Here is a 12,100-nt window from a genome sequence, read left to right as displayed (position 1 = left end):
GGCCAGGCAGGAGGCCGCCTCAAGCTGGCCTTTGGGAATGCTGAGAAAGCCCGCCCGCATGATTTCCGTGGTGTAGGCCCCGACATTGATGGTCAGCGCAATCACCGCCGCATTGAACGGACCTATGCGCGCGCCCAGCACAGCCAGACCAAAGAACAGCCAGAAAACCTGAATGACCAATGGGGTGTTGCGGATCGCCTCCACATAAATCGTGACCGCGCGTTGTGCGAAAGGCCCGCCATAGAGCCGGGACACCGCGCAGAATGTGCCAAGCGCAAAGCCGGGAACGATGGAAAGCAGTGTCATCCAGATAGTCTGCTGAACACCGATCCAAAGCTCTGGCATGTAGCTCGACAAAAATGAAAAGTCGAATTCGTAAGACACAAAAGCTCCGTCTGCGCGAATACATTCCGCGCCAGCATTTAGACTTAGAGTTTTAATGGCAAACCGGACCAATAGACGCCATAAAGACACAAAAACTTTATATCTTCTGCGTTAGTACCGGAAAACCTCCCATTTCGCTTGCAAAAGTCCGTTGATTTTTCTTGACTAACGCAGCGCTATCATAGAATGGCTATTGTAGGCAATGATCAATTTTAAAAATTCTAAGGGTCGCCATGTCATCCGTTAATGACGTTTCCGCCACCATAATTCTCAACCAGCGCGATAATGTAGCCGTTGCACGGTTGGCAGTAGAGCCCGGAACCCCCGTTGCGCCCGGCGTTATCGCCAGTGCCACGATACCCAGTGGGCACAAGGTGGCCGTGCGCCACATTGCCGCTGGCGAGCCTGTGCTGAAATACGGGCAGGTTATCGGCACTGCGTCACGGGCAATTGAGCCCGGTGAGCACATCCACCTGCACAATCTGGAAATGCAGGACAGTGATGTGCGCCACGAATTCGCTGCCGATGGCCGGGAAACTCCGTTGCTGCCGGAAAATGAGCGCCGCACATTTGAAGGATATCTGCGCCCGGATGGCCAGGTTGGAACACGCAACTATATCGGCATCATTTCTTCAGTGAATTGTTCTGCCACCGTGTCTCGGGCCATTGCCGACCATTTCAATCGTGGCGGCGGGTTGAACGGCTTTGATAATGTTGACGGAGTTGTGGCGCTGACGCACGGCACCGGATGCGCCATCAACATGAAGACCGAAGGCTATCAGTACCTGATCCGGACGCTGAACGGCTATGCCCGCAACCCGAATTTTGGTGGCATTCTGATGATCGGTCTGGGTTGTGAGACCAACCAGATTTCGTTCATCACCGAAAAATACGGCCTGGAGGAAGGCCCCTTCCTGCGCACCATGACCATTCAGCAGCTTGGCGGCACGCGCAAGACCATTGAGGTCGCGAGTGACATCATCAAGGAAATGCTGCCCGCGGTTAACGCTGTAAAGCGCACGACTCAGCCGCTGTCGAAGTTGAAGGTGGCGCTGCAGTGCGGCGGTTCTGATGGCTATTCCGGCATTTCGGCCAATCCGGCGCTGGGATATGCCGCAGACCTGATTGTGGAAAACGGTGGAACGGCCGTGCTGAGTGAAACACCGGAGATCTACGGTGCCGAACATCTGCTGACTCGCCGTGCGACAACCCCTGCCGTTGCACAGAAACTGATGGACCGCATTGAATGGTGGCGTGAATACACGGCCCGCCATGGTGCCGAGCTGAACAACAACCCGTCGCACGGCAACAAGGCAGGTGGTTTGACCACGATTCTGGAAAAGTCGCTGGGCGCAGTGGCCAAGGGTGGCAGCATGCCGCTTGAGGCTGTGTATGAATATGCCGAGCTGATTGACCAGACCGGCTTTGTGTTTATGGACACACCGGGCTACGACCCTGTCGCCGTCACCGGGCAGGTAGCCGGCGGCTGTCAGCTTGTGGTCTTCACCACGGGGCGCGGTTCGGTTTCAGGCTTCAAGCCTGCGCCCTGCATCAAGGTTGCCACCAACAATGAAATGTACACTCATATGAGTGATGACATGGACATCAATTGCGGTGGCATCGTTACTGGCGAAGACAGCATTGAGGCCTCCGGGCAGCGGATTTTCGACAAGATCATTGCAGTTGCTTCCGGCGAAGCGCCATTAAGCGAGACCTATGACTACGGCGATAATGAATTTGTGCCCTGGCAGTTGGGCGCTGTGACTTGAGGCGGAATGAACGCTCCTTTTGAAACATCATCCAGCGGGCGCGTACCAGCCTATGCCCGGATCTGTGCCACGGTTCGCGCCAGCATTGCGCGCGGATCGTTGCCGCATGGTGCCGTGTTGCTGGAAGGCCCTCTGGCCGAACTTTTCAATTCCAGCCGCTCGCCGGTCAAACAGGCATTGGCACAGCTGGAATCAGAGGGGCTTTTGTTTCGCTTTGCCGGTCGTGGACTCATGGTTGGGAAGGCCGATGCGCCCCTGCGCCTGGATATCACTGCCGAAATGCTGGCTGATTCTGCTCAGGAACTTGCGCCTGAGCGTTTGAGTGTGGCCGAAACCCTGTATTACGAAGTTGAGCGCGAGATTCTGAAGCGCTCGCTTTTCGGGCGGTTTCGGGTCAACGAACTGGCATTGGCGCGCCACTACGACGTCAGCCGCATTGTTGCCCGGGAAATTCTGCTCAAAGTGCAGCAGGCCGGTGTTGTGGTGAAAGGCGAGAAAGCGCATTGGTGGATTGTTCCGCTGGATCAGAAGCGCCTGCGCGACCTGTATGAACTGCGCGAACTGCTGGAACCTGTGGCCCTGAGAGCCGCAGCGCCCCTGCTACCGGCACCTGTTCTGGCAAAGGTTGCCGAGCGGTTGCAAAATGCCACCACCCGCTTCCCGGATATTGGCATGGCAGAGCTTGGCCTGTTGGAAGAAGACCTGCACGGCACCTGCCTTTCCTTCTGCCCCAACAGGGACCTGACCGAAGCTTTGCTGCGGTCTCGCGCCTCGCAGATTTCCGGCAAACACATGCAGAGCATTCTCATGCGCACGCCCAGCACAGACGCGTTTCTGGAAGAACACCTTGCGATTGTCGGCGCGCTGCAGGCAGGTGATACCGACGAAGCTTGCAATGCCCTGTTGCAACACCTTGTCATCTCGCGCGAAAAGGGTGCAGATCGCTTGGCGGAATTCCACTCACGGTTTTCCGCTACGGCAATTGACTACATCATGGACTGAGCAAATCCACCGGGAGGGGTTATGAACCAGATTGACTTGAACGGGCGCGTCGCCATTGTAACAGGAGGGGCACGCGGACTGGGAGAGGCGACTGCAAAGCGCTTTATTGAAAGCGGAGCCCATGCGGTCATTTGGGACATTGACCCCGCCGCAATTGATGCAGCCATTGCCAGGCTTGGCGGCAAGGCCAGCGGTCAGGTTGTGGAACTGACGAATGAAGCCGTGGTTGGTCAGGCAGCCGATGCCGTGCGCGACCAGTTTGGCAAGATCGACATCCTTGTCAACAATGCCGGCATTACCGGCGGCAATGGCAAAACCTGGGAATTGCAGCCGGATGTCTGGCGGCAGGTTCTGGAAGTGAACCTTGTAGCCCCTTACCTCACCTCACGCGCCGTTGTTCCGGGCATGATTGAAAAAGGCTATGGGCGTATCGTCAATATTGCCTCCATCGCAGGCAAGGAAGGCAACCCGAACGCCTCCCACTATTCCGCATCAAAAGCGGGTTTGATTGGCTTGACCAAATCGCTTGGGAAGGAACTGGCCGGAACCGGCGTTCTGGTGAATGCGGTGACTCCGGCGGCTGCACGCACGCCGATCTTTGACCAGATGAAACAGGAACATATCGACTATATGCTGTCGAAAATTCCGCTGAATCGTTTTCTGGAACCTTCGGAAGCAGCGGCAATGATCGCCTGGCTCAGCTCCGAAGATTGCTCATTCTCAACCGGCGCCGTGTTCGACCTGTCTGGCGGGCGCGCGGTTTACTAAGGCCCATTGGCCCTTAGGCACTATGTGATTCTTGAAGACGAAAACGCCTCTGCACGTTTCCATGCAGAGGCGTTTTTTAATGCTCAATCCGCTCAGGCAGCCAGAAGTTTTTCCACTGCCGAAATTGCCAATTCAGCCTTGTCGCCATCCGGTCCACCGGCTTGCGCCATATCCGGCCGGCCACCGCCGCCCTTGCCGCCGATTGCTTCAGCCGCAGCGCGCACAAGGTCAACTGCGTTGATTTTACTGGTCAGATCGTCTGTCACGCCAACAACGACACTGGCCTTGCCATCATCCACGGCAACCACGGCCACAACGCCGGAGCCTAACCCCTGCTTCATGCCATCAACCACCGCTTTCAGTTCACGTGCTGGCACGCCTTCCAGCACACGACCCAGAAAAGCAACGTCACCAAGCTGTTTGGGTGCCGGTGCAGCGGAACCGCCATCACCCGCCAAAGCCAGTTTGCGGCGGGCATCTGCCAGTTCACGCTCCAACTTGCGGCGCTCTTCCAGCAAACCATCCACCCGATCAGCGATTTCTGCGGCACCCACCTTCAGTGAAGCGGCGATGCGGCGCACCCGTGCGTCCTGCTCCTGCAGATAGGCCCGTGCCGCCGAGCCGGTCAAAGCTTCGATACGCCGGACGCCTGCACCAACGGCAGATTCCGACAGAACATGAACAAGCCCAATATCGCCAGTTCCCCGAACATGCGTACCGCCGCACAGCTCGACAGAAAAGGTTTTGCCCTTTTTGTCGCCTTCATTCGCCTGACCCATGGAAACCACGCGAACTTCATCGCCGTATTTTTCGCCGAACAGCGCCATTGCACCCATGGCAATCGCGTCATCAACCGCCATGAGCCGGGTTTCAACCGGCGCATTCTGCAACACGATCTCATTGGCCAGCCGCTCAACCTCTGCCAATTCCGCATCGTCCATTGGCTTTGGGTGCGAAAAGTCAAAACGCAGACGTTCCGGCGAAACCAGCGATCCCTTCTGCGCAACATGCGTGCCCAGAACTTCCCGCAGACCTTCATGCAGCAAATGGGTGGCCGAATGGTTGGCGCGGATATTGCTGCGCCTTCCATGATCAACAATCAATTCCAGCGCAGCACCGACGCCCAATGTGCCACGGGACACCTGACCGCGATGAACAAACAAGCCGCCCGCGACCTTCTGCGTGCTGCTGACATTGAAGGTAACGCCTTCCGCCTTCAAAACACCCATGTCGCCGACCTGGCCACCGGATTCGCCGTAGAACGGCGTCTGGTTCAGCACAACTGAGGCCTCCTGCCCTTCGGCAGCCGATTCGACCTCCTTGCCATTAACGACAATAGCCGCAACCTGGCCTTCGGCAGTTTCGGTGTCGTAGCCCAGAAACTCGGTCGCACCCAGTCGCTCACGAATACCGAAATAGACCGTTTCGTCAGACACCTCACCCGACCCTGCCCAACTGGCGCGGGCTTCAGCCTTCTGGCGGGCCATTGCATCCTGAAAACCGGTCAGGTCGACGTGAATATCACGCGCTCGCAAAGCGTCCTGTGTCAGATCCAGCGGAAAGCCATAGGTGTCATAAAGCTTGAACGCCGTTTCACCGTCCAGCTTGTCACCCGCATGCATGGACTGCGTTGCATCATTCAAAAGCGAAAGGCCGCGGTCCAGCGTGACCAGAAAGCGCTTTTCTTCCAGTTGCAATGTTTCCGAAATCAGCGCTTCCGCCCGCCCCAGCTCAGGATAGGCACGGCCCATTTCGCCGATCAAAGTTGGCAAAAGCTTGTAAATAACCGGCTCGCGCGCGCCGAGCAGTTTTGCATGGCGCATCGCCCGCCGCATGATGCGGCGCAGAACATAACCACGCCCCTCATTGGACGGCAGAACGCCATCGGCAATCAAAAATGCGGTCGCGCGCAGATGGTCGGCAATAACCCGGTGGCTGGCAACCGTCTCATCCGTTATCGGCGCGCCGATGACATCCACCGAGGCTCTGATAAGCTGGCGGAACAAGTCGATATCATAATTGTTGTGCACGCCCTGCAGCACCGCCGCAACACGCTCAAGCCCCATGCCTGTATCGATAGAGGGACGCGGCAGTTCTACCCGCTCCCCACCCGGCATCTGCTCGAACTGCATGAAAACCAGGTTCCAGATTTCAATGAATCTGTCGCCATCTTCTTCCAGGCTGCCAGGAGGGCCACCCCACACATGGTCGCCGTGATCATAGAATATTTCGGAGCACGGGCCGCAAGGGCCGGTGTCGCCCATGGCCCAGAAATTATCGCTGGTTGCGATACGAATGATGCGATCGTCCGGAAGACCCGCAATGCTTTTCCAGAAATTGGCCGCATCTTCATCAGTGTGGTAAACCGTGACCAGAAGTTTGTCTTTGGGCAACCCGAATTCTTTGGTGATCAGGTTCCAGGCCAGCTCGATTGCATTTTCCTTGAAGTAATCTCCAAAGGAAAAATTGCCCAGCATTTCAAAGAATGTGTGGTGGCGGGCGGTGTAGCCCACATTATCCAGATCATTGTGCTTGCCACCGGCGCGCACGCATTTCTGCGATGTCGCTGCACGGTTGTAAGGCCGGGATTCAAGGCCGGTGAAAACATTTTTAAACTGCACCATTCCGGCATTGGTAAACATCAATGTCGGATCGTTGCGTGGCACCAGCGGCGACGAGGCTATCTGCTCATGACCATGCTTGCCAAAATATTGCAGAAACGCTGACCGGATTTCATTAACGCCGTTCATTCAATACACCCTGGAATGGCAGTTTGTGGCTTGGTCTTGCCTTATAAACCAGCAAGCCGCCTATGCTGCTTTAGAGCGTTTCAGACGAAAACGAAATGTAGAAAACGAGAAGCGGCAGATTTGAACCCGGCTGTGTAGCGCTTTTGCGTTTGACAGCCGCCATCGCAAACAAATCTGGTGCGGCTTTGCCATTCAGTCGAATGCAAAACCGCACCATTATCCATTCAGAAAAATCAGACCGCTTAAGGCAATCACTCGCCTTCAGCGTCACCCACTTCCAGAAGCTTTTCAGCAATCAACCCGGAATTCTGGCGAATAGAGGCTTCCAGCTCGGCGGCCACTTCCGGATTTTCACGCAGGAAGTTTTTGGAATTCTCCCGGCCCTGCCCCAGACGCTGGCTGTTATAGGAGAACCACGCACCGGATTTTTCAACAATGCCGCATTTGACGCCGAGGTCGAGGATTTCGCCCAGCTTGGACACGCCCTCGCCATACATGATGTCGAATTCAACCTGCTTGAAAGGTGGAGCCAGCTTGTTTTTGACGACTTTGACGCGTGTCTGGTTGCCGGTGATTTCCTCACGGTCCTTAACCGCACCAATGCGCCGGATATCCAGCCGAACCGAAGCGTAGAATTTCAGTGCGTTGCCACCAGTGGTGGTTTCCGGCGAACCATACATCACACCGATCTTCATGCGGATCTGGTTGATGAAAATGACCATGCATTTCGACTTGGAGATCGAGCCGGTCAATTTGCGCAACGCCTGACTCATCAAACGGGCCTGAAGGCCGGGCAAGGAATCGCCCATATCACCTTCGATTTCCGCACGCGGTGTCAAAGCGGCAACCGAGTCCACAATCAAAACGTCAATGGCACCAGAGCGAACCAGCGTGTCCACGATTTCAAGCGCCTGCTCGCCTGTATCAGGCTGCGAGATCAGTAGGTCATCAAGGTTGACGCCAAGCTTGCGGGCATAGACCGGATCAAGCGCGTGTTCAGCATCAACAAAAGCGCAAATGCCGCCGCTTTTTTGCGCTTCAGCAACGGTGTGCAGCGCCAGCGTGGTTTTGCCGGAGCTTTCCGGACCGTAAATCTCGACGATTCGCCCCTTTGGCAAACCGCCTACGCCCAGCGCAATATCCAAACCAAGTGAGCCGGTTGAAACCGTTTCGATATCCAGCTTTTCTGCAGCACCAAGCCGCATGATGGAGCCTTTGCCAAAAGCTCTTTCGATTTGCGAAAGTGCTGCTTCCAGCGCCTTATTTTTGTCCACCGAAACATCCTCAACAAGACGAAGTGAATTTTGTGCCATCTCAGCCCGGTCCTTATTTCACGCGTTGTCGCGGTGCGCAACGCTTATCGGCTCGAGGTTGAATGTACATACTTTGTTCTCATCACGCAAGTGTTTGATCTTGTTTTGTTCTGCACCTTGCGCGGGAGGAAAAGCCTATTCCTCCAGCATGTCCTTTACCGCAACTGCCAGGTCACGAAGGGAAAACGGCTTGGCAAGAAAGCCGAAGCGGGCACCCTCGGGCAGGTTTTTGGCAAAGGCGTCTTCGGCATAACCCGATACGAAGATGAACTTCAGTTCAGGCCGGGTCTTGCGCATTTCCCGCAACAATGTCGGGCCGTCCATTTCCGGCATCATCACGTCGGAAACAACAAGATCCACTTCGCCGCCTATTTCTTCCATGACGGCCAGTGCCTCAATGCCGGATGACGCCTCGTGCACGTCATAACCGCGCATTTTCAGCGCCCGCACATTGCCCGCACGCACATGGTCTTCATCTTCAACCAGCAGAATTGTTGCTGTACCGGACAAGTCCACCTTGCTGCCAGGATGCGCTGTCTCGGCTGTCGTTTCGACCTTCGCCACCGCTGGTTCAACTGGCATATGCCGTGGCAGGAAAATGCGGAAGGTTGTGCCCTCACCCATTCGGGAATCAACGAAAATGAAGCCGCCTGATTGCTTGATGATTCCGTAAACCATCGAAAGCCCAAGTCCGGTTCCCTTGCCGATTTCCTTTGTGGTGAAGAACGGCTCGAAAATACGCTCGGCAACATCTGCCGGCATGCCTGTACCGGAATCCGCCACCTCAACCAGCACATAATCGCCATAGGTCAGTTCGGGATAGCCAAAGCCTGCCACTTCCGCGGAGGCAACATTGCGCGTCGAAATTGCGATGTTGCCGCCATCCGGCATGGCATCGCGCGCATTCTGCACGAGATTGGTGATCACCTGCTCAAACTGGCCGATATCTGCCATCACTGGCCAAAGGTCACGCGCATGGTGCCGCTCCAGCTTGACCAGATCACCGGAAATGCGCCGCAGCAGCAAATGCATGTCGGCAACCACATCCGTCATGTTCAGCATTTTCGGCCGCATGGTCTGCCGGCGGGAATAAGCCAGAAGCTGCCGCACCAGTGATGCTGCGCGGTTGGCACTTTGCTTGATGAGCAAAAGGTCCTGGAATGAGGGGTCGCCACTGCGATGATTGAGCAACAGAAAATCCACCGACGCGGTGATGATTGTCAGCACATTGTTGAAATCATGCGCGATGCCGCCGGCAAGATTGCCGATTGCCTGCATTTTCTGAGCTTTGGCAAATTGCTCTTCCAGCGCGCGCTGGTCGGTGAAGTCGACACCAAAGACCAGTGCAGCCTCATCGCTTTCGCCGTTGATATCCGACACGGCGCTGAAGTAGAGCCGCACCGAACGGCTGTCTTCGCCAGCAAGCTCAACATCCAGAGACGGGATGCCCGCACGCCCCTGCATGGCCGTTTCCATGGCACCGCGAATAGCCTCGTGCGATTCATCACGCAGGGCTTTTTCCAGTGCGACCGTGCCATCAGCGACGGTTTCACCAAACAGGCGTGCAAACGCTGCATTGGCTTGAACCGGATGCCCGGCTCCGTTCAGCGAAGCTATGGCCATGGGGGAGGAATTGAAAAAGCGATTGAACCGGATTTCCGCCTTTTCAAGCGCATCAACCTCATGCTCTTTTCTGGCAGAAAGGTTGAGAACAACGGTGCGCATTCGACCAAGCCTGTCATCTGAGGCTGTTTCGGCCTGCTGCAACAAGCGAACAGGCAGACGCTTGCCGGACTGTGTCACCATGTCCACGTCCACCACACGCATACGCCCGGCCTCTGCGCGGGCGGCGGTCTGCAACAAAGCTCGCCCCTCAGCGCCAACAATATCGGCCACTGCCAGTTTCCCGGCGTCCAGTGCAGTCAGGTCCAGTCCCAACCACCCTGCCAGCGTTCCGTTCAGGTAGACAATGCTGCCAACCTCATCAGAAGCAAAAAAGCCCACCGGCGCGTGGTCCAGATAGTCGATAGCGTCCTGCAGCTCCTGGAAGAAAGTTTCCTGTTCGGTCCGCTCATCGGTGATATCGCAGATTTCCCAGACACTCAGCCGCCGCGCGCCAGAATTCAGCGCGCGCACCCGCACCCGGTACCATGTTGGCTGCGCCTTGCCGGACAAGGCCCGGGAAAGGCGAAACTCTTCCTGCCCGTCACCTCCTTCGCGGGCCAGATTGGACAGACGGTAGGTGGCTTCCGCCGCCTCAGGCTCTCGCAGCAGAAGCTGCTCAAATGTGCGCGCATCCTGCGCCGAATGCATGCCCGTGGCTTCACCATAGGCCCGGTTGGCATAGATGATTCGCCCGCGCTCATCGGTCATCAGCGTTCCAACGGGCAGATTGTCCATAAAATCCTGCGCCAGCCCCGCATCCGCAGATCGGGTGGAAAACTGCAGGAAGCCAAGCGCCAGCGCGAAGCATGCCAGAACACCGATTGCCGCCAGAAACCCGAAAATCGCCAAAACCGCGAACCCGCCAGCCGCATGCCCCCAAAGTGCCAATGCACCCGCCACGACCAACAGAAATGCGCTTAATGCCAGCAACCGCCAGACATTTGCGTGCCCTGCACTGCGGTTCACCAATGGCTTTTTGGGCGGAACTGAAGTTTCAGCAGTCATTTGAGAAGCCATCGGCCAAGGTGTAGAGTCCTGTTGGTTATTTGCCTTGTATGGCAACTTGCTGCGAAACTGCGCTACATGTCCAGAAGCGGCAAAACTGCCGCAGATTACAGGAATATATTCAGCACCGCTGGCAATTCTACCACTCAAAGCTGTCGCGGCCCTTGATGTGAGCAAGATTTCATAACAGAACCGGTGCAGAGTGCTGCGCCTGCCGGTTTGCTGGCAGCAATTGCAGCAGGAAGCTATATAATGACCATTGCAGCCAACGGATAAACCACTGGCCAATATGGACGACCAGGGAGACCGTAGAATGTTTGAGGGGCTCGTTAACGCTCTTGGGGGCGCAGGAATAGCCTCGGCTGTCGCTGTCATATTGGCCATCGCAGCAATTCTGATCATTGGCTATTTCATCTATGCACTGTTTCGCAGCCTTACTGGCAGCGGCAGGCTGCACCGCGGGCGCAACGCCCAACCGCGTGTTGCCGTGCTGGACATGACCCCGGTCGATCAGAAACGGCAGCTGGTTCTTATTCGCCGGGACGAAGTTGAACATCTTGTTCTGATCGGCGGATTGAACGACGTGCTGATAGAGTCCGGCATTGTGCGCCAACCGGCTGGTCGAAGAATAGATCCCGCCTTTGCTAACGAAAGCTCTGCTGCTCCAAAGCGGGCCGAGCCGGAACCTGTAGCCATGCCACGCGCACCGGCTGCGCAGGTGCGTAAGCCGGCCGCTGCACCTGCGCCTGCGCCTGTCGCGGTGCCAGTAGCGCCAGTAGCACAGGAAGTGCCAGAGCCGAGGCTGGAAACTCCGGCAGAACCGACCCTTACCGTTCCACAGGCTGCGCCACAGGTTCAACCACCACGCCCGGTGCAGCCACCGCGCTCCATGGCAACGCCCACCCTGCCAACAGCCCGCCCCGCACCCCAGGCGCCGGAAAGCTCTGGCACCATGCAATTGCGCGGCACGACCGGCATTCCGCAGCAGGCAGCACCAGCAGCGGCTGAACCAGCGGAGTTTGCCAAATCGGAGTCAACAGAGCCGACCCCTGCGCCACAACCACTTCAGGTGCGTAGTTTTGCCAGCAATGTGCAAATTCCGCGCCAGCAGCCACTGACCGCAAAACCAGCGGCTACCGCCCCGGCGGTTACGCCGCCGGCACCCTCCGGCAATGCTGGTGCTTCCAAAAATGACATTGAAAGCTTTTTGACAGCGGAACTGAACACCCGTTCAGCGGCAAAGTCAGCGCAAGCCACCACCCCTGCACCGGCCGCAACAGCGCAACCGGAAAAGCCGGAACCGGAAGCTGCGCGCAAGGAAGCAACGAAAATGCCAACGCTTGAGGATGAAATGGACGCGTTGCTCCGCGACTTCACCCTCGAATCGCCAGAACGGCGCTAGAGCCCAACTCGTTCATGCGGCCTCGTTTTAGCGATGAGGCCA

8 protein-coding genes are annotated in these 12,100 nt (G+C 56.8%); 4 read left to right on the top strand and 4 right to left on the bottom strand.

Translation table 11 applies throughout. The annotated features are described in order from the left end of the window. On the bottom strand, nt 1-384 hold a 384-nt coding region (locus FPY71_RS06055; RefSeq protein WP_149298529.1), incomplete at its 3' end, for an amino acid ABC transporter permease. 233 nt (nt 385-617) lie between these two features. Here FPY71_RS06055 and FPY71_RS06050 point away from each other — a divergent pair. From FPY71_RS06050 to FPY71_RS06040, 3 genes are read left to right on the top strand one after another with little or no spacing between them, the layout of a single operon-like run. Then, nucleotides 618-2,153: a UxaA family hydrolase gene (locus FPY71_RS06050; protein ID WP_149298527.1), complete on the top strand. Its 1,536-nt coding sequence runs from the start codon at nt 618-620 to the stop codon at nt 2,151-2,153. 6 nt (nt 2,154-2,159) lie between these two features. Next, nucleotides 2,160-3,155 (top strand): GntR family transcriptional regulator, encoded by a 996-nt coding sequence (locus FPY71_RS06045; protein WP_149298526.1) that lies wholly within the window; start codon nt 2,160-2,162, stop codon nt 3,153-3,155. 21 nt (nt 3,156-3,176) lie between these two features. After that, nucleotides 3,177-3,923 (top strand): SDR family NAD(P)-dependent oxidoreductase, encoded by a 747-nt coding sequence (locus FPY71_RS06040; protein WP_149298524.1) that lies wholly within the window; start codon nt 3,177-3,179, stop codon nt 3,921-3,923. A 92-nt stretch (nt 3,924-4,015) separates the two neighbouring features. On the opposite strand, the gene alaS is transcribed toward FPY71_RS06040, so the two are convergent. From alaS to cckA, 3 genes are all read right to left on the bottom strand, one after another. Next, nucleotides 4,016-6,673, bottom strand: coding sequence for an alanine--tRNA ligase (gene alaS, locus FPY71_RS06035; protein WP_149298522.1), 2,658 nt, complete (start codon nt 6,671-6,673; stop codon nt 4,016-4,018). A gap of 251 nt (nt 6,674-6,924) precedes the next feature. Next, nucleotides 6,925-7,986, bottom strand: coding sequence for a recombinase RecA (gene recA, locus FPY71_RS06030; protein ID WP_149298520.1), 1,062 nt, complete (start codon nt 7,984-7,986; stop codon nt 6,925-6,927). A gap of 135 nt (nt 7,987-8,121) precedes the next feature. Next, nucleotides 8,122-10,656: a cell cycle histidine kinase CckA gene (gene cckA / locus FPY71_RS06025; RefSeq protein WP_149298518.1), complete on the bottom strand. Its 2,535-nt coding sequence runs from the start codon at nt 10,654-10,656 to the stop codon at nt 8,122-8,124. 313 nt (nt 10,657-10,969) lie between these two features. Between cckA and FPY71_RS06020 the strand changes: the two genes are divergently transcribed. Next, nucleotides 10,970-12,058 carry a flagellar biosynthetic protein FliO gene (locus tag FPY71_RS06020; protein ID WP_188052226.1) on the top strand — a complete coding sequence of 363 codons (1,089 nt, stop codon included), beginning with the start codon at nt 10,970-10,972 and terminating at the stop codon, nt 12,056-12,058. Nucleotides 12,059-12,100 lie beyond the last annotated feature (42 nt).

It is taken from the genome of Aureimonas fodinaquatilis (genome assembly GCF_008369445.1).
Taxonomy (GTDB): Bacteria; Pseudomonadota; Alphaproteobacteria; order Rhizobiales; family Rhizobiaceae; genus Aureimonas; species Aureimonas fodinaquatilis.
Note: the sequence above shows the minus strand (reverse complement) of the source record. Positions and strands in the feature narration are given on the sequence as shown.

What these genes read in the sequence shown, in the direction of transcription:
- FPY71_RS06040 (WP_149298524.1), top strand. Translation starts at nt 3,177, where the DNA reads ATGAACCAGATTGACTTGAACGGGCGCGTCGCCATTGTAACAGGAGGG.
- alaS (WP_149298522.1), bottom strand. Translation starts at nt 6,673, where the DNA reads ATGAACGGCGTTAATGAAATCCGGTCAGCGTTTCTGCAATATTTTGGC.
- FPY71_RS06050 (WP_149298527.1), top strand. Translation starts at nt 618, where the DNA reads ATGTCATCCGTTAATGACGTTTCCGCCACCATAATTCTCAACCAGCGC.
- cckA (WP_149298518.1), bottom strand. Translation starts at nt 10,656, where the DNA reads ATGACTGCTGAAACTTCAGTTCCGCCCAAAAAGCCATTGGTGAACCGC.
- FPY71_RS06020 (WP_188052226.1), top strand. Translation starts at nt 10,970, where the DNA reads ATGTTTGAGGGGCTCGTTAACGCTCTTGGGGGCGCAGGAATAGCCTCG.
- FPY71_RS06045 (WP_149298526.1), top strand. Translation starts at nt 2,160, where the DNA reads ATGAACGCTCCTTTTGAAACATCATCCAGCGGGCGCGTACCAGCCTAT.
- recA (WP_149298520.1), bottom strand. Translation starts at nt 7,986, where the DNA reads ATGGCACAAAATTCACTTCGTCTTGTTGAGGATGTTTCGGTGGACAAA.